The 18,097-nt window shown below is 46.9% G+C and carries 18 protein-coding genes; 8 read left to right on the forward strand and 10 right to left on the reverse strand.

Annotation, left to right across the window (positions count from 1 at the left end):
• Window positions 1-88: 88 nt before the first annotated feature.
• Window positions 89-220 (reverse strand): hypothetical protein, encoded by a 132-nt coding sequence (locus K4039_RS06245; protein WP_265234274.1) that lies wholly within the window; start codon window positions 218-220, stop codon window positions 89-91.
• A gap of 37 nt (window positions 221-257) precedes the next feature.
• Here K4039_RS06245 and K4039_RS06250 point away from each other — a divergent pair, with 37 nt between their 5' ends.
• Together K4039_RS06250 and K4039_RS06255 are read left to right on the forward strand one after the other, a co-directional pair.
• On the forward strand, window positions 258-461 hold the full coding sequence (locus K4039_RS06250) for a phycobilisome linker polypeptide (RefSeq protein WP_006634929.1): 204 nt from the start codon (window positions 258-260) through the stop codon (window positions 459-461).
• A gap of 450 nt (window positions 462-911) precedes the next feature.
• Window positions 912-2,132 carry an FtsW/RodA/SpoVE family cell cycle protein gene (locus tag K4039_RS06255; protein WP_265234276.1) on the forward strand — a complete coding sequence of 407 codons (1,221 nt, stop codon included), beginning with the start codon at window positions 912-914 and terminating at the stop codon, window positions 2,130-2,132.
• 362 nt (window positions 2,133-2,494) lie between these two features.
• On the opposite strand, the gene K4039_RS06260 is transcribed toward K4039_RS06255, so the two are convergent.
• The 3 genes from K4039_RS06260 to K4039_RS06270 all read right to left on the reverse strand — a co-directional run bounded on the left by K4039_RS06260 (window position 2,495) and on the right by K4039_RS06270 (window position 5,178).
• Complete coding sequence (locus K4039_RS06260) at window positions 2,495-3,148, reverse strand: Crp/Fnr family transcriptional regulator (protein WP_265234277.1); 654 nt, start codon at window positions 3,146-3,148, stop codon at window positions 2,495-2,497.
• Between the two features lie 143 nt (window positions 3,149-3,291).
• The gene (locus K4039_RS06265; RefSeq protein ID WP_265234278.1) at window positions 3,292-4,353 is read right to left on the reverse strand and encodes a TIGR03032 family protein; all 1,062 of its coding nucleotides are present in this window, start codon (window positions 4,351-4,353) and stop codon (window positions 3,292-3,294) included.
• Window positions 4,354-4,944: 591 nt separating this feature from the next.
• Complete coding sequence (locus tag K4039_RS06270) at window positions 4,945-5,178, reverse strand: hypothetical protein (protein WP_265234279.1); 234 nt, start codon at window positions 5,176-5,178, stop codon at window positions 4,945-4,947.
• Here K4039_RS06270 and K4039_RS06275 point away from each other — a divergent pair.
• From K4039_RS06275 to K4039_RS06290, 4 genes are all read left to right on the forward strand, one after another.
• Window positions 5,065-9,159: an FG-GAP-like repeat-containing protein gene (locus K4039_RS06275; protein ID WP_265234353.1), complete on the forward strand. Its 4,095-nt coding sequence runs from the start codon at window positions 5,065-5,067 to the stop codon at window positions 9,157-9,159. The two genes, K4039_RS06270 and K4039_RS06275, sit on opposite strands and share 114 nt — an antisense overlap.
• Before the next feature lie 163 nt (window positions 9,160-9,322).
• A complete protein-coding gene (gene hslO, locus K4039_RS06280) occupies window positions 9,323-10,222 on the forward strand; it encodes an Hsp33 family molecular chaperone HslO (RefSeq protein ID WP_265234280.1) in 900 nt (299 codons plus the stop codon).
• A 99-nt stretch (window positions 10,223-10,321) separates the two neighbouring features.
• Complete coding sequence (locus K4039_RS06285) at window positions 10,322-10,477, forward strand: hypothetical protein (RefSeq protein WP_265234281.1); 156 nt, start codon at window positions 10,322-10,324, stop codon at window positions 10,475-10,477.
• Window positions 10,474-12,534 (forward strand): hypothetical protein, encoded by a 2,061-nt coding sequence (locus tag K4039_RS06290; protein WP_265234282.1) that lies wholly within the window; start codon window positions 10,474-10,476, stop codon window positions 12,532-12,534. The genes K4039_RS06285 and K4039_RS06290 overlap by 4 nt, the downstream gene beginning before the upstream one ends.
• Before the next feature lie 121 nt (window positions 12,535-12,655).
• Here K4039_RS06290 and K4039_RS06295 read toward each other — a convergent pair whose 3' ends face one another.
• From K4039_RS06295 to K4039_RS06310, 4 genes are all read right to left on the reverse strand, one after another.
• Window positions 12,656-13,411, reverse strand: coding sequence for a tRNA(His) guanylyltransferase Thg1 family protein (locus tag K4039_RS06295; protein ID WP_265234283.1), 756 nt, complete (start codon window positions 13,409-13,411; stop codon window positions 12,656-12,658).
• Window positions 13,392-13,877 (reverse strand): AAA family ATPase, encoded by a 486-nt coding sequence (locus K4039_RS06300; RefSeq protein ID WP_265234284.1) that lies wholly within the window; start codon window positions 13,875-13,877, stop codon window positions 13,392-13,394. Before K4039_RS06300 ends, K4039_RS06295 begins: the two co-directional genes overlap by 20 nt.
• Before the next feature lie 6 nt (window positions 13,878-13,883).
• A complete protein-coding gene (locus tag K4039_RS06305; RefSeq protein WP_265234286.1) occupies window positions 13,884-14,357 on the reverse strand; it encodes a TspO/MBR family protein in 474 nt (157 codons plus the stop codon).
• A 228-nt stretch (window positions 14,358-14,585) separates the two neighbouring features.
• The gene (locus tag K4039_RS06310) at window positions 14,586-15,167 is read right to left on the reverse strand and encodes a hypothetical protein (RefSeq protein WP_265234287.1); all 582 of its coding nucleotides are present in this window, start codon (window positions 15,165-15,167) and stop codon (window positions 14,586-14,588) included.
• Window positions 15,168-15,528: 361 nt separating this feature from the next.
• On the opposite strand from K4039_RS06310, the gene K4039_RS06315 reads away from it, so the two are divergent.
• Together K4039_RS06315 and K4039_RS06320 are read left to right on the forward strand one after the other, a co-directional pair.
• Window positions 15,529-15,843, forward strand: coding sequence for a zinc ribbon domain-containing protein (locus K4039_RS06315; RefSeq protein ID WP_265234288.1), 315 nt, complete (start codon window positions 15,529-15,531; stop codon window positions 15,841-15,843).
• Window positions 15,844-16,112: 269 nt separating this feature from the next.
• Window positions 16,113-16,937, forward strand: a complete 825-nt coding sequence (locus K4039_RS06320) for an SDR family oxidoreductase (protein ID WP_265234289.1) — start codon at window positions 16,113-16,115, stop codon at window positions 16,935-16,937.
• A gap of 7 nt (window positions 16,938-16,944) precedes the next feature.
• On the opposite strand, the gene K4039_RS06325 is transcribed toward K4039_RS06320, so the two are convergent.
• Both K4039_RS06325 and K4039_RS06330 read right to left on the reverse strand, forming a co-directional pair.
• On the reverse strand, window positions 16,945-17,376 hold the full coding sequence (locus K4039_RS06325) for a hypothetical protein (RefSeq protein ID WP_265234290.1): 432 nt from the start codon (window positions 17,374-17,376) through the stop codon (window positions 16,945-16,947).
• Between the two features lie 2 nt (window positions 17,377-17,378).
• Complete coding sequence (locus K4039_RS06330) at window positions 17,379-18,011, reverse strand: Uma2 family endonuclease (protein ID WP_265234291.1); 633 nt, start codon at window positions 18,009-18,011, stop codon at window positions 17,379-17,381.
• Window positions 18,012-18,097 lie beyond the last annotated feature (86 nt).

Below are 18,097 nucleotides of genomic sequence, written 5' to 3' on the forward strand. Positions count from 1 at the left end.
ACTTTTAACTTTTAACTGTAAACTTTTAACTTTTAACTGTAAACTTTTAACTTTTAACTGTAAACTTTTAACTTTGGACTTGTTACCTTTAGCTTTCAAAGAAGTCAGGGAAGTTGAGAGTGATTGCTAGACCGTCAAAGGCCAGTCGAGAAAGCCCGACGAGTTTTAACGAGCTAGTTTTGACTCCTAACTCCCTGACTTCAATCTTTAAAAAATCCATCTAAATATCTGTAAACCTACTCAGGAGTTTGTTTCCCATGAGAATGTTTAAAGTGACTGCTTGCGTCCCCAGCCAAACTCGCATCCGCACTCAGCGCGAATTGCAAAATACCTATTTTACTAAGCTGGTTCCTTATGACAACTGGTTCCGGGAACAGCAAAGAATTATGAAAATGGGTGGCAGAATTATTAAAGTGCAATTGGCTACTGGTAAGCCCGGAGCTAATACTGGTCTACTTTAAAATCCAAGGATGGATTGATAGAGGGGCAAGAGGTCGATCGCGACCTCTTTTTTGTTTGTTATGATTTTATAGCAGAAGGAAGAAGGAAGACGGAAGAAGGAAGAAGGAAGACGGAAGAATGTAGTAATTTGTAGGGTGTGCACTGCGCACCGGTTGACTTCGTAGCCCATTCCCCCAGCGGTTGACTTTTCTACTCGTTACCAGGAAGAGCGAAAGTAACGCAGATGGGCGAGGAAGAGCCTCCTTAATCCTGTGCCGAGGCAGAGTAAGAGTGATATGGGTTCCCAGACAGAGCCTTGGAACCAGTTAAAAGAAACCGGGTTTTTTCATCGAGATTGAGGGTTTTAAGCAAATATTTGGGTGAAAAAACCAGGTTTCTGACAGTCTGTGCGATCGCAAACTAGACTAAGAACTAATGACAACTGACAACTGACAACTGACAACTGACTAATGACTAATGACATTCGACGCTTCATTCCATTTTTTGACCCCGGCGTGTCTGAATGGGCCGCTGAGGCCCGGTGGCTCAGGTGGTTGACTTTTTTGTGGCTGTTTGTAGGGCTGACAGCTTTGTTTTCGGCTTCCTATCCGATCGCAAATTCAGAATTTGGAGACGGCCTTTACTATTTTAAGCGGCAACTAATCGCAGTGGCGATCGGGCTGGCAGGTTTTAACTTAATGGTGTACTCCCCCCTGCGTTACCTGATGAAAACAGCTCAGTTGGGAATTTTGGTGCTGCTGGGATTGCTCTGGTTGACCTTGATTCCGGGAGTGGGAACCACAGTCAACGGGGCAACTCGCTGGATATCTTTGGGCCCGGTGCCGATTATTCAACCTTCTGAATTGATTAAACCATTTTTCGTTCTCCAAAGCGCCCGCATTTTCGGCAACTGGCCCCGATTGACAAACAAAGTTCGCCTTAGTTGGCTGTTAATTTTCGGCGCAATGCTGTTGGGAATTTTGTTGCAGCCGAATTTAAGTACCACAGCTTTGTGCGGGATGACTTTGTGGCTGGTGGCTTTGGCGGCGGGCTTACCTTACTTGCAGTTGGGCGCAACGGCTGTGGGGGGTATGCTTTTAGCCGTTTTAAGTATTAGTTTTAGGGAATATCAGCGCCGCCGGATTATGTCTTTTCTCAATCCTTGGGCTGATCCGATGCAAGACGGCTATCAGTTGATTCAAAGCCTGCTGGCTGTGGGTTCTGGGGGGATTTGGGGTGTTGGTTTGGGGATGTCGCAGCAAAAGTTATTTTATTTGCCGATTCAGTACAGCGATTTTATTTTTGCTGTGTTTGCTGAGGAGTTTGGTTTGGTGGGAGGTTTCTCGCTGTTGCTGATGTTGGCGGCTTACGCTACTGTGGCTTTGAGAGTGGCGATGAGGGCCCGGAATATTGAGAGTCAGTTGGTGGCAATTGGGGTGATGGTGGTGATGGTGGGACAGTCGCTGCTGAATATTGGGGTGGCGACGGGGGTTTTGCCGACTACGGGTTTGCCGCTGCCGTTTTTTAGTTACGGGGGCTCATCGATGTTGGCGAGTTTGTTGTTGTCGGGGTTGCTGATTCGGGTGGCTAGGGAGAGTTCTGAGGCTGATGTTGTTTCTTTGGAGGGACGCAGAAAGATGCCTGGAAAGCCTAAGTTGCGATCGACCAACGGCAGTACACAAGCCGAGTAATTTGTCAAATTATTTCCTGGAAGCGCGGGTAGCTAGAAACCGGATTTTCGTCCATCAAACCCGGTTTCTGCCTCCAAAACTATATTTATTTCCGTCCATCACCCTTATTTGGCGGTTCTTCTTGTTCTTGAGGTTTAGCTGTGATGTCAATTAATTCTTTTTTGTCTGGTTTTGGTGTTTCTTGAGTAGAGTTAGCCATTGAGTTTTGTCCTAAATAGATGCACCGCTTAATTATATCTTTTCCGGCTACAAATCTATGGATCTAGATAGCGGGAGCAAGAGCAACACAAATAATTCTCAGGTAGTTGAAATTTCGCTTTAATATTAGACAGGGTTATGTAGATGCAAATTCCTGTCGATTGCTACACTCCTTGAGGATTGCAGCCAAACAAATCCGAGGTAGAGGCAAAAACATCTTTGTTAAGTATTAAATGCCGATCGCCATCTCGACTGATTAACCCTTGCTGCTGCAATTTTCCCAGCATTCGCGTTACTGTTACCCGCGTCGTGCAAATAGCATTAGCAATATCTTGATGTGTTAAGCGGATGCTCAAACGAGTTCCCTCAACCACAGGCTGACCGAAGTCCTGTTGCAATAATAGCAGAAGCTGATACAAACGGTCTTCTACTCGGCGCTGTCCGGCGATCGCCAAAATTGATTCCATTTGCCGCAGCCGCCGAACCATTTGAGGCAGCAACTCGTGACCCAATTGAGGAGAAGCTTCGATTTCCACCATAGAATACCACATCAAATAAACATCTGATGTCGCCGTAGCTCGGTAAGTCTGCAAATTAGTCAACCACAAACCGAAACACATCGAAGGCCCAACCCAACCCAAAAGTGCTTCTTCCCCGGTTGGATAAAGCGTGCTCAGTTGTGCTAAACCTTGACAAACGCGCCAAAGTCCTTGAGACATCAAAGGAATGGTTTCGCCCTTGGCATAAAAATGCAAGTTTCGAGTCGCTCCCGTGTTATGCTGGACTTCCGCTAAAAGTGCTTTGGATGTTGGTGGCATATCCGTTATTTCCAGCTAAAAAACAATACTCTGAGATCTACGAATCTCACTCTAACCCACCAAGGTAAAGGTTTGGTAATCGTCTGGTTAGCGGGAGTATAAGCTTTAGCCATCAGTTGAACCCAGATTTTATATCACTACTGTTAAACTTCCAAAGTGATTAATTGAGCAATTTCTTCAGTCTGAAAACCTAAAGCCATGGGCTTTTGCACTTCTGGGATTATTTGCACATCATAGAGTTCTGTAACTACTCCTTCAAATCGCACCCAGTGAACTATTGTTCCAGTGTTAATATCTATTATCATGATACCACAGCGTGGCTCGGCATCTTTTTTTATTAACAATTCATCTAATTCTAAGCCGCTAAAAGTGTTGTCGCCGCCTCTAGGTTTAGATAATCCAACTATTGCCCAGTTTTGCCAAAAGGCTAAGCCTCGTAAATAGCCTGGACAAAATGCGATCGCCTGAAATTGCCCGGTTTCTAAATCCACATAACCCAACTCTCCCCGCCCCGAATTTAGCACCCACAACTTGTCTTGATACCAGCGGGGTGAGTGCGGCATTGATAATCCTGATGCGACAATTTCATTCGATTCTATATCTATAATTATGCCGCCATTTTGTCTGCGATCGCGCCAGCCGTCCACCACATCCGACTGACTGGATGCTGTCACATATTTAGCTTTCCCCTCCACCATTGCTAAACCGTTGAGGTGACAGCGATCTTCGTTGATATATTGTGAGATAAAGGGTGGTTTCCATAAAGGTTTACAACTGTGCCGATCGCTCACTGTGGCTAGACAATTGAGTAATGTGCTGATAAAAATTACTTGTCCGCTGCTATCTACAGCTACATCATGGATGTCGATATCGCCCGTGGTGTAAGCGATTCGAGGCACGTAAAGGCGATCGTAACCTTGATGCAGTTGTCCGGCTGCTAGCACATTTTTTAATTGCCAGAGTTGATATTTAGAACTTAGGTAAATGCGATCGCCTGTGCAGTAAAGTCCCATTGCGCGATCGAATATGCGCCAAAATGCTGAAATTTTGTTAGTCTCTGGCGCAGCACCGATTAATATTAATCGGCTGGTTTGATAGGTAGTGCAAGCAAGGCTGATTTGTTGTTGATTTAGCCAAGCTGGAAACTCGCGATCGCCAAAAATATCGTGTTCGTGGATTGTATTGACAATTGTGTCGTTATTCATAGAATCTAGAAAATTTTAATTCCCGTAGGGGCAGGTTCACCAACAATAATTGCCGCTGGACTGATAATCTCATAAACCCGCCCCCACCCAACCATAAATCATCATGTTTCAGGTATATTTTGAATTATTCGTGGTGTGGGGGCGGGTTTATATAGATTGTTGGTAATTGTTATAGATTGTTGGTGAAGCCGCCCCTACAAAATATCCTACTCGTAGTGGCGGGTTCACCAACCATAATTGCCTAAAACCCACAATCTCATAAACCCGCCACTTGGGCGGCAAATCGCTTTAAACATACAAGTAGCGGGTTGTACCGATCGTAATTGCCTAAAATCAATAATCTCACAAACTCGCCCCGACTTCGACTTTTTATAATTTGTTTAAAATAACCAGAGAAATATAAAGATTTAGTAAATGAGAAGCTAAAGCACTGACAGTGCGATCGCACTTTGCTATACTCCTAATGGTTAAAAGCCTAGGGTGCCATCCACTACTAGATAGAAACACCGTCGATCGCAATTCAATCGCTCGCTTTTTGCATATTACAAACAAGTCATTCTACCGGAAGCACAAACAGATGAACACCATAACTCAACTTACCCCCAACTCAAAAAAAAAATTCCCTTGGTTGGTTGCATCTAATGCAACCAACCAAGGGAAATCGTCATCCTTGACCCCACAATACCCGAGTGCGATCGCATAATCCAAGGCATCAAACCAGATACGGCCACCTACATCCTCAAAAACAAGGTAAATGCGATCGAGCAAATCACCACAATCCTCGCTCAGCATCAAGGCATCGAAACCCTCCACATCATCACCCACGGTAGCCCCGGCAAGATTTACTTAGGCACAACAGAACTCAACAGCAGCAACATCAAACACTACAGCCAACAGTTGCAACAGTGGCGAAACGCCCTGACAGCCAACGCCAGCATCATCTTGTATGGCTGTAACATAGCAGCCGGGAAATCCGGGCAGCAATTCCTGAATCAACTGAACCAACTCACAGGCGCAAACATCGCCGCTAACTCCCAACTTACAGGCAATAGCAAACTAGGCGGCACATGGGACATTCCGCAACTCATCCCCCCATCAAGCCAAAAGCCCAAACTTGCTCTAACAGAAACCACCCTCAAAACCTACAGCGGCATCCTCAGCTTCGCCACGAAAGTTGACTTCCCCACTGGCAGTGGCCCCAACAACGTTAACATCGGCGACATAAACGGCGACGGGAAACCAGATGTAGCTGTGGCGAACATCAACAGCAACACCGCCTCCATCCTGCTCAACACTACTGCCACCGGAGCCACCAGCCCCACTTTCGCCACCCAAGTCACCTTCCCTACTGGCAATCGCCCCTCCTCCACCAGCATCGGCGACATAAACGGCGACGGGAAACCTGACTTAGCTGTGGGAAACAACAGTGACAACGTCTCCATCCTGCTCAACACTACCGCCACCGGAGCCACCAGCCCCAATTTCGCCCCCCAAGTTACCTTCGCTGGCGTGTCCCGCTCCGTCAGCATCGGCGACATCAACGGCGACGGGAAACCTGACTTAGCTGTGGCGAACTTCAACGGTGGCAACATCTCCATCCTGCTCAACACTACCGCCACCGGAGCCACCACCCCCACCTTCGCCACCAAAGTTGACTTCACAACTGGCAGTAGGCCCGTCTTCGTCAGCATCGGCGACATCAACGGTGACGGGAAACCTGACTTAGCTGTGGCGAACAAGGGCAGCGACACCGCCTCGATCCTGCTCAACACCACCACCACCGGAGCCACCACCCCCACCTTCGCCACCCAAGTCACCTTCGCTACTGGCCGTAGGGTCGAATCCGTCAGCATCGGCGACATCAACGGCGACGGGAAACCTGACTTAGCTGTGGCGAACTACGACAGCGACACCGCCTCGATCCTGCTCAATACCACCACCACCGGAGCCACCACCCCCACCTTCGCCACCCAAGTCACCTTCGCTACTGGCGATGGCCCCTACTCTGTCAGCATCGGCGACTTCAACGGCGACGGCCTCCCTGACTTAGCTGTGGCGAACTTAAAAAGCAACACCACCTCCATCCTGCTCAACACCACCACCACCGGAGCCACCACCCCCACCTTCGCCACCCAAGACACCTTCGCTACTGGCCGTGGCCCCGAATCCGTCAGCATTGGCGACTTCAACGGCGACGGCCTCCCTGACTTAGCTTTGGCGAACTACTACAACAGTAGCGTCAGCATCCTGCTCAACACGCCCCTCAAAATCAGCATCGCCACCGGCACCACCCCCACCGAAACAGGCCCCACCACTGGCACATTTAACATTACCCTCGACACTCCCGCCCCCGCAAGCGGTTTACTCGTCAACTTCAACACCACCGGCAGTACCGCCGCCACCCCCGGCCACTACTCCCTAACTGCGGGTACGAATATCACCGCTGTGACTGCTAATACTTTCACCATTGCCGCTGGTGCAACTACCGCCGTCCTCAATGCTGTCCCCGTCGATGATGCTATTGTTAACCCAGGGGAAACAGTCCAAGTCAACTTCACTCCAGATCCCAGCAATTTCAACTACGTTCTCGATCCAGTTGCCACGAATACTACTGCTACGCTGACAATTACCGACAACGATTTACCCACAAATCTCCCCACAGTTAACCTCTCCGTTTCTCCAGTCACAAGTACAGAAACAGGAAGTCCAACTATTACTGTCACCGCCACAGCATCCAGCGCAGTTGTCGGAGTTCAAATGGTAAATGTTGCTCTGTCTGGAACTGCCACTACTGCTGACTTTAATGGTACAATTCCCACTAGCATTACCATTGCCGCCGGTCAAACCACAGGTTCCTTTACCGTTAATGTTAATGATGATGCACTGGTAGAAGGGAGTGAAACAGGTACTTTCACAATTTCTACTCCTTCTAGTGGTATCACACTGGGAACTACTTTATCAGGTGACGTTGCAATTAGCGATAACGATGTAACGCCATTACCAGAAATCCAAGTATTAGACGGAACAACGGATATAGCTGATGGTACTGTAAGTGCGATCGACTTTGGTAGTGGATTAATCGGCGCAAGTCTCAAGAAAACCTTTACCGTAAACAATCTCGGTACAGCAGTTTTAAACCTGAGTAACCTAACTTTACCCACCGGATTTAGCTTGGTTGGAAACTTACCAGCAAGTGTCACAGCAGGCGGTAGTACAACTTTCCAAGTTCAAGTAGATACAGCCACAGCCGGAAACTTATCAGGTACGTTGCAATTTGTCAATGATGACAGCGATGAAAATCCTTTTAATTTCCCAATTTCGGCATCAGTTACAGCTACAGCAACTCCAGAAATCCAAGTATTAGACGGAACAACGGATATAGTTGATGGTACAACAAGTGCGATCGACTTTGGTAGTGCATTAATTGGCGGCACTCTCAACAAAACCTTTACCGTAAAAAATCTCGGTACAGCAGTTTTAAACCTCAGTAATCCTACCCTACCAACTGGATTTAGCTTAGTCGGAAATTCACCGACAACTCTCGCAGCAGGTGCAAGTGCTAACCTGCAAGTTCAAGTCGATACAGCTACGGCCGGAAATAAATCAGGTACGTTGCAATTTGTCAATGATGACAGTGATGAAAATCCCTTTGATTTCCCGATTTCAGCATCAGTCACAGCCACTCCCACGCCAACACTCGCACCCGCACCAGCACCCGCACCAGCGCCTGCACCCGCACCAGCGCCTGCACCCGCACCGGTATCAAACCCTGTACCTTTACCAATCCCAACGCCTGCACCCGCGCCAACGCCTGCGCCGGTACCAACTCCAACACCAGCACCAACACCAACACCTACACCTACACCTGCACCCGTACCAACTCCAACGCCTGTTAACCAAGAGGATACAGACTGCATTTGCGACAAAATTGAGTATCCCAACCTTAACCAACCCAACCAACAAATTGATAAGATTATCAATGGTGGTGGTTTGCTAATTGGGACTCCCGCAAACGAAGCTTATTTTGGCAGCAACAGTCCTAATTTCTTTGATGCTAAAGAAGGCAAGGATAACTTGTTTGGCGGTGAGTTAAAGGATATTTTCAACGGCAATGAAGGCAATGATTTCATTGATGGTAATACAGGAGACGATATCCTGTTTGGCGACAAAGAAAACGATATCATTCTTGGTGGTTTTGGTGAAGATGTGATCTTCGGAAATCAGGGCAATGATTTCATTAACGGCAAAGAAGATGATGATTTAATCTTTGGCAATCAAGGTAATGATTTTATCGACGGCGGTAAAGGAAATGACTTAATTTACGGTGGCAAAGGAGATGATGTAATTCTCGGTAGTCAAGGTAATGATACTCTCTTCGGACAACTGGGAGATGATACTTTGTGCGGCGGTGATCAAGATAACGTCATTTACGGCGGCCAAGGTAACGATTTAATCGATGGCGGTAAGGGCAACGATTCGATTTATGGAGACTTAGGTAACGATACGCTTCTCGGTTGCGAAGGTGATGATATTTTGTTTGGAGGTTCGGGCAATAACAGTTTAGTTGGCGGTTTGGGAAATGACACTTTTGTGTTAAATCCTAATCAGGGATTTGACTTAATAGCTGATTTTGTCAAGGGTAAAGATTCCCTCGGATTGTCGGGAGGTTTGAGTTTTAATCAGTTAGAAATAACTCAGGACAATAACAGTGCGCTGATTAAGTTAAAGGGAAGTGGAGAATTAGTTGCTTCTTTAACTGGAGTCAATGCTAGCCTAATTGGTGTTAGCGATTTCCGAGTTATTTGAATCTCAAATAATACCTGAAAGGTAGGGAGACGGCATTGCCGTTTCCTCCGGGGCCGGAGACGGCATTGCCGTTTCCCTACAGATGCCCCTACCTGCTGCGACAACCTTCAAGAGCTTCTAAAATAGTTGAAGGAAGTATCAAAACGCAAAAGTAGGGTTTTTCATGGCCGATCAATTAATTCGCGCTACAGCCGCAGATGGCGGAATTCGCGCTGTAGCCGTCATTACCACCCGCCTCACCGAAGAAGCAAGACAGCGACACAAGCTCTCCTACGTCGCTACAGCAGCCCTCGGACGCACGATGTCGGCAGGGCTGTTACTTGCCTCCAGTATGAAGCGGCCCGAATCGAGAGTCAACATTCGCATTAAAGGAGATGGGCCGCTCGGTGGACTTCTGGTTGATGCGGGACTTGATGGCACGGTTCGAGGTTATGTCAGCAATCCGGGAGTGGAATTGCCGCCCAATGCTAAGGGCAAACTTGATGTCGGCGGAGCTATCGGTGACGGCTATTTGTACGTGGTGCGGGACGTTGGATACGGATTCCCTTACTCAAGTACGGTAGAATTGGTTTCCGGCGAAATTGGGGACGATCTGACTCACTATTTGGCAACCTCCGAGCAGACGCCTTCGGCTCTGGTTGTGGGGGTGTTTGTGGGGGCTGACGGGGTGCAAGCGTCTGGGGGCGTGCTGTTGCAGGTTCTGCCGAAGGCGGCAGCGGATGAAGAATTGGTGCAAACTCTGGAATCTAGGGTGGCTGCACTGTCGGGCTTTACGCCGTTGTTACGATCGGGCAAAACGCTGCATCAGATTCTCGAAGAGTTACTGGGTGATATGGGGCTAGAAATTTTCCCGGAAACTCAGATGGTGCGCTTTCACTGCGGCTGTTCGTTCGATCGAGTTTTGGGAGCTCTCAAAATGTTGGGCGAAGCGGAACTCCAAGATATGATCGAAAAAGATGGCGGGGCTGAGGCTACTTGTCATTTCTGCAATGAGGTTTACAAGGCTAACAGTGACGAACTTGCTGAACTGATCGACGATTTGCGATCGAACTCCGGTTCTTGAGACGATAATGTGTAATTGGCTCTATTGAGTGCGAGTTAGGCTTGGGCCTTGACCAATTGCCAATTACGCATTATCAATTACCTAATCACGAAATTTTGATTGGCGCGGCGCAGGCGATCGGCTCTTGCAGTGTTCCGCCTGCGAGAGTATGTCAAAGTGATGGATACATTTTATAAAGCAGTAGATAGTAGCGATCGCAGTTTTGAAATAACTAACACTGGCTGGTTGCTATTTGTGGTGAGCGGAGATTTATGAGTCAAGATCGCAAAACACCAGGCCGTTGGTCTGCATCAGAATCCTTGGAGTCAACAAAGGATACTTCCTCGCTAGTGCCAATTCCCGCCAGGAAAAACCGCGCTGAGCGACTTAAAGAGATCCGAGAGTTGGTTACTTCGGGAAAACTGCCGGGAGGGCATCTGGAACAGCAGCCGAAAGAGTCTGGGGAAAACTGGCAGCCGGGGGAACACAATCCTTGGTGGCTGATCTGGTCAAAGAAGTGGCAGTTTTGGCTGGCGGTGAGTTTGCTGCTGTCGATGGGTATGGGGTTTGTGGCAATTTCGTCTTTGCTCAACCTGACTTCGCAGTCGAATTGCTCGAAGATTTTTTGGCCGACGGCTTCTGCTAACGATCGCTTTTTTTGCGCTCAAGAAGCAGCTAGCAAGCGGACGGTGGATGATTTGCTGCGCGCGATCGAATTAGTGAATGCTTTGCCACAAGACCACCCGCTGCGATCAAGAATTAATGGTCAGATCGATCGCTGGTCTCAGGATATTATCAGGTTGGGAAATTCTAGTTTCCAAGAAGGAAAGCTGGAAGAGGCGATCGCGATCGCCCGCAAGGTTCCTCAAAACGTTCCCGCTTACCCGACGGTGCAAAAGCAGATTGAAAAGTGGCAGTCTACATGGAACGATGCAGAGAAACGTTATCGCACGGCCGAAGACCACTTGCGTCAGGAAGAGTGGGGCGAAGCTTTCCGCGAAGCTAATCTGCTGTTGGATACGGGAAATACTTTCTGGGAATCGACTAAGTACGAGGAACTGACTCAGGCAATTGAGACGACAAAGGCTGAAGGCAATAAGTTGATCAAAGCCCGAAATACAGCCTCGGAGGGAGGACTCGACAATCTGGTGACGGGGATTAAGCTGGCTCAGGGAATTGAGCAAAAAAGTTATTTGTATCAAGCTGCCAATAAGCTGATCGCGGAATTTAGCAAAAAAATTCTGGGTATCGCCCAAAAACGCTTGCAGGCGGGCGATTGGCAGGAGGCGATCTCGATCGCTAACAAGATTCCAGAGGCGGCAAATTTAAAGGAACAAGTACAGGATTTTAACGAGTTGGCTCAGGCTACAGCTCAGGCTTTGACGGGATCTGTTGATGGTTTGTCTAAGGCGATCGAACTCGCTAAAAAGTTGAATTCCGGTCGCCCTTTGTACCAACAAGCTCAAGATTTAGCCGGTCGCTGGCAGCAAGAAATGGCTGATGTGAAAACTTTGGATTTGGCAAGCAAGCTGGCAGCGCCGGGAGGGGTAAAGGATTTGAGGGCTGCGATCGCCCAATTGCAAACAGTCCCAGGCTCAAATCCTCGCTCTGGGGAAGTTCGCAGTCAAATTGGTCGCTTGAGCCGTCAAATCGAGCTGCTGGAAGACAGTCCGTACCTGCAAAGAGCTAACGATTTGGCGAGTACGGGCGATCCAAATTCCCTGGAGGCCGCCGTTGCTCAAGCGTCTCGGATCGGTCAAGGAAGGGCGCTTTACGGGGAAGCTCAGGGCAAAATTCAAGCTTGGATCGAGAGAAGACAGCGCCTTCAAGACCAGCCGTTTTTGGAGAGAGCTCAGCAACTAGCGGCCGGCGGCAATTTGGCGGGGGCGATTGATATGGCGCGCCGGATTCGATCGGGAAGGGTGCTTTATGAGCAAGCTCGATCGAACATTCGGACTTGGGAGGCTCAATTTCAGGGCGAGCAAGGTTTGCAGAACGCCCGTCAAGCGGCTCAATCAGGAACTGCTGACGCTTTGCAAACAGCAATTTCTCTGGCAAGTCAGGTACCGCAATCGAGTTCCCTCTCCTCGCAGGCGAGGGAGGCGATTGATGAGTGGAGCCAGCGGATTTTGGCGCTTGGTGTGGAACAGTCGTCGTCGGATCTGGCTGGGGCGATCGCGATCTTGAAGAAGATTCCTTCGGGTTCTCGCGCTTTTGAGCAAGCGCGATCGCAAATCAAAGTTTGGGAAGAGTCCCTGAATCCTCCGCCCGCTGAATCTCCGGCTCCTGATCCACCGGAAACCGAGCCTCCGAGCAGCCCTCCGAGTCCCTAGGCTAACTTGCTTACCCGACATGGGGCGGGGGTTTAAACCCCCGTCTCAAAGCTTGCATTCGATTAAAACCGACTGAGCATTCATCAATTGCCACCAGATTTGACAAGATATCCTTGGCGAGTTAATCGCCAACATTTAAAAATTGGTAAATAAATTCTTTGTATTCCTCTTTCATGGGCAGCTCTTCATCGACTTTGAGTCGCCGCCGCACTGTCACAACTTCTTTGCGTTCGATCGGGTTATAACCTGGTTTATCGTATTTTTCCCAATACAATCCCGTTCCCCGGCGCTGCCAAGCCGGCAGTTCGTTAAAGTTAATTCCGTTTTGAAACAGCAATTCGTTTTTGAAAGCCACCGATTGTTTGTCTAATATAACTGTTGCATTTTCACCCGTTTCGCCATTTTTTCGCAGCATCCAATAACTCCAGCCATTCAAAGCGCAGCGCGCTGCATCTGCTTGGCGCCAGAGAAAATAATCTACTACTTGCGATTTGTTCGCTGCGGAACAAATGCGGGTGTCAAAATTGACTGCTGTTTGGGCGGCGCAAGTGAAAGTTGCACTGGCAATACTGGCAGAAATAGAGACAATTTTTTCTAAGCTGCGGTCAAATAAATCCCAATCTGGAGGAAACAAAACTGAGATTTCGTCACTTTCGGTATAAGCGTAAATGCCGCCTAGTTCTGACAGGAGCGCTTTGGCAGTTTTCACCATTAATTCGTGGAATTTTAAGTCGAAAGGCTTCTCAAAAGTTGAGGAAGTAAATTTTGAAAAACTGCGACCGTCGGCGCGAATTACTGTGTGAGTTTCCGGCAATAAACGCAAGCTGTGAAAGTATTCTAGCTCCCGCATTTTTTTTTCAAATATCTGATTGTCCATGAATAACTTCCTCTGCGGGCAAGGTTTTTACTTCTAAGTTAAAGTTATCTGCTATGCGGACGGAAAACAGCCGATCGAACCCTTCGTCGTAACTGGGCACTACCATTTTTTTTATAGTAGCATAAATTGCTATGTCTGGAACTTGAGATTTGCCCGATCGCTTTTGATTTCTAGCTAAACAGTCGCTGACTATTGATTCAAAGTAGTAACCGATGATTTGGGCCTGATAGGTGCGACCGATATCAATCAGCGGTCTGCGATCGAGAACTGCGGGATTGGTGTTGTCAATCGCGACTGAATGACCTGCTTGGAGTGCATTTTCAATTAACTGAATTTGTCGGCGCGATTTGTTTCTATTGTTTCGCATTAAATCTTTGCTGACCAAAACGTGCGTGGCAGCTAAATAGTCGCGGAAAAAGGTGCTTTTGCCCGATGCTTGCAATCCCATTAAAATGACTAATTCCATGAAAGGCTAAACATCGGCCGGATTCAAGTGCATCATTGCCCAAGTCGTGTAAGTGCCTATCGGACTCCAGAGTATATAAGGCAGCAATAACAGGGCCGCAGGCTCCGAAACTGGCAACACACTTAAAGCTAGCACCACGCTTAAAATAGCGCCCGTTCCGCCGATGATTGTCCCGACTTTTAGACTCTTAAGTTTGCACATCACAGAGGTATAAGATATGGTTACTATTTCTAAAAGCAGGTACAAACCCATTCTCAGCCAAGTCTCCTGAGTTCCCGGTTCTTTTTCCCAAACAATCACTGCTGACCAAGCTGCACAAATAAAAATTACTGTCCAAATGATGGGAATTGCCTTTTCAAATACTAGCCATTTCGGACGCTGCAAGCGGTTGAACCACTGAATGTCACTGGGCGAGAGCAAGTTAGCTGCGAGTGCTACTACAAAGGCGACACCTCCGATTACCATCCAGGATTTAATCATTTCTCTACCTTTGGTTAGATTGACGGCTCCGATTAAATATCTATTTTAGGTAATTCCGGCGCAAAATACATCTATCTCCAGTCTTAAATTGATAATTTAAAGTAAATTAAACTGGTTAAAAATGGCAAATTTATTACCTTCGCAGTCCGGGACAGATAACCTAATTATGTAGGTGCGCAGCGCGCACCTTACCTCTATAAGTAGCACTTAGCCTAGCAACTTTGGAGGCTAGCCGAGTCGGTGATGGTGTTCTAATTCTAAACTAGAGTCATCATCTTTTTTGGGAACCAGAAGCGTATTTTCGCTACTTGGTTGCAACACAGCTTTAATTACTTGAAGAAAACGGTTGGGTTTTTTCGCTTGACCGTTGAGACTGCGACGGTCTTTCACTTTTTGAGAAAGGTGTCGCATCACAGATAAATCTAGTTCATCAATGAAATGATCTGCTATACGTTCTCCCATTAATTCAACAGCTTCAGAATACTGTTCTGTCAGCGTTTCTATGGCATCATAAGCTTCGTCAGCAACTTGAGTTGCTACTGTTTTATTTTGGTCGCCTGATGTCTGGGAATTGCTGCGTCGCCTATCTAAAAGACTTTGGTACTCAGCAATGCTCATGCCCAAATTGTAAAGGTGGTGGTGAGCGTGATCCATCAAATCTACTTCACCGGGATAAAAGAAACCGCGAGTGCTGTTGATGGCGTGCAGTTTTGCCCAACGCCGCAGAATTGTCTCGTCTTGGAGTTGGTATCGCTCCAACATTTGAGCTGTATTTAGCTCTACTTCTGGCGTAACTTTGAAATCGCTCATCGGTAAATCCTCGCTGGTGAGTAGATGAATAAACTTGAAACCTAGAATCTGTGTTTTGGGTACAGTCTGAAAATGACGATAAATCCTTTGACGGCATTCAGGGAAGTCTTGCCGGCTGATGCTAGTCGCCGAGCGATCGATCGCATGAGACGATTTCAGGGTAGTGTACTTGTGGGCTTGATCTCGATCGCATCCAGGAGCAACTGCACAGGCTTAATAATATAGCTGATTTCCTGTTTTAACAACCGTTAAAAATAGTAAATTTTAATTTTTTGGTTTGAATTGTTAGTAATTTTGAGCTACAATAGCACTAACAAGTCTGTAATCAGTAGTTTTAGTAGTTGCGATCGAGATTATTAGTATGCCTCTATACGATTATTTATGTCCCCAAAATAACCAGCAGCTAGAAGTTTCCCACAGCATGAACCTCGAAGTTTCGACTTGGGGTCAATTGTGCGATGTAGCTAAATGCGAACCTGGGGACACTCCCGCAGATGCTCCGGTACGCCGTTTGCTGAGCGCTCCGAGGTTACTGAAGCCAACATCCGACACCGATTACAAAAATTCTGGTTTCACCAAGTACGTGAAGCGGGATGAAGGAGTTTATGAAAATGTCACGGCGAAAGATGGTGAAAGCCGTGTTGTCAATCGAGATGGCAAGCCACTTAAAGAGTGAAAATTTACCAAAAAATTGGGTTGTGAGCTAGGGAAACGGCACTGCCGTCTCCTCTATTTCTTGGGTAAAGTAACGGCACTGCCGTGTCCTCTATTTCTTGGGTAGGGAAACAGCACTGCCGTGTCCTGTATTTCAGAGAATTGAAAACAGTAATACTATGCCAATGCCAATCGATCGCGATGCTCTGGATCATACCACAAAACTCACCTCGAATCGATCGCAAAAATCGGCAATAATCTTAAAGGGTATGACACAATGGAGAATTTTTCATGAAAGTTGCGATCGTCGGCTGCGGTTATGTGGGTACTGCGACAGCCCGACATTTACGGGGCAAATCTGATTGTACCGTGACGGCGACAACTACGACGGCGAGCCGAGTGGGTGAATTGGAGGCTGTCGTCCAGCGGGTAGTTGTAGTTAAGGGAAATGATGCAAGTGCGATCGCGAGTTTACTGCAAGACCAAGATGCTGTTATGCTGTGCGTCGGCGCTCCAAATGCTAGTGCTTATCGAGAAAGTTACTTAGAGACTGCGACAACTTTGGTATCAGTTTTACAGCAAGTACCGACAGTCAAGCAGGTGATTTATACGGGTACTTATTCTGTGTATGGCGACTGTCAAGGTAAACTGGTAAACGAAGAATCGCCCGTACAGCCAGCCAATCCCAACGGTGAAATTCTCGCCGAAACAGAACGAATTTTATTAGCAGCATCGAGTCCAAATCTTCACACCTGCATTCTTCGTTTGGGTGGCATTTACGGGCCTGGGCGAGAATTAGTTAAAATCTTTGGAGGCTGGGCTGGAACCACTCGTCCGGGTACGGGGGAAGATGCTACAAATTGGGTGCATCGAGATGATATTGTTGGGGGATTAACCTTTGCTTTGGACAATCGATTGCAGGGGATTTACAATTTAGTCGGGGATGTGTCGCTGTCTAGTCGTGAATTGCTCGATCGCATTTTTGAACGTCATAATCTGCCGAAAGCTACTTGGGATGGAAGTCCTAGCGTGCGACCTTATAATGCGAAGGTGTCGAATCAAAAGATTAAGGCAGCAGGTTATCAATTTATCCATCCTGAAATTACGGAGTTTTAAATACAAATCATTTTGTATTTGCCATAATCGCTTTTGCCACAGATGTCAACTTGCCAGTGAAGCCATCGCCGGGATTAGCCACTGGACCCCAGTTTGCATGGCGAGCGCTTCTGCCTGCATTTATTTCCGCAAAGGCTCGAATAGATTCTAAGTTGCCGCGAGTCATTTCAAAATAAGTGTAAGTACCTCCCCAGCACAGAAATTTCCCGGTAATTCCTCCGATTCTTCCATTGCCTAAATCCATAGTTTTTACCAAATAAACAGAAACAGTAGTTAAACAAGCTTTGTCATAATAAGAATAAACTACCGGAGCCTTCTCATTGTATTTATAGTTGGTTGCGAATATTGTTAGCTCTGAGGGAGTCATCGCGAAACAAGGATTTGCTGTGGACAGAAAAACAATTGTAGTAGTTAGTAATTTTTTCATGATGTGAGACATTTCTATATTTTCTCCTTAACCCAAGTTCTAAAGGATTTGAGCAAAGCCATTTCTCCCATAGTTTGAGTGCGAGTAAAAAAAACAGCCATTTCCGCTACCGATACAAAGGGAAAAGCAATACTAAAGTCGCACTCAACATATTCTGTCTCTACCAACTGATAAAATTTCAAAACTCGCCCGTTATATAGCCAGAGTTCCGGGACGCGAAGTGCTGAATAAATTGCCAATTTATTCATTGAACTGCTGGTAATATCTATTTCAATTGCTAAATCCGGCGGTGGAGCAGTTTCTAAATCCAGTTCTTCCCTGTCTCTGACTTCTACTTCATGTTGGATATAATAGCAATTGTCAGGTTCTATGCCCTTTTTAGCTCGTTGTTGCTTGAGAGTCATTGAGCCAGCACTTTTGATTTCAATGCCTAGTTCTTCTGCTAAAATGAAAATGAAACGATCAGACTTAATCTTGGGATTTTCATGTTCGTATAAAGGGCTCATAATTTCCAACATCCCGTTATCATAAGCTATGCGATAACCTCGGCTATCGCCTATTTCTTTTAGCAACGTTTCAAAGGTTGACCAGCTAATATTTTGTAGCAGTGTTCTCTGTTCGGCTAAACTTGAAGTAGTAGCAATCATCTCAAAATCTCCTTGAGTTGAGCAAACTATAGTTTTATTTTATCACGGGTAATGAGACTTCTGAAAGAGCCATCTTTTTTAACCGC

This window comes from Lyngbya sp. CCAP 1446/10, assembly GCF_026130175.1.
Taxonomy (GTDB): Bacteria; Cyanobacteriota; Cyanobacteriia; order Cyanobacteriales; family Microcoleaceae; genus Microcoleus.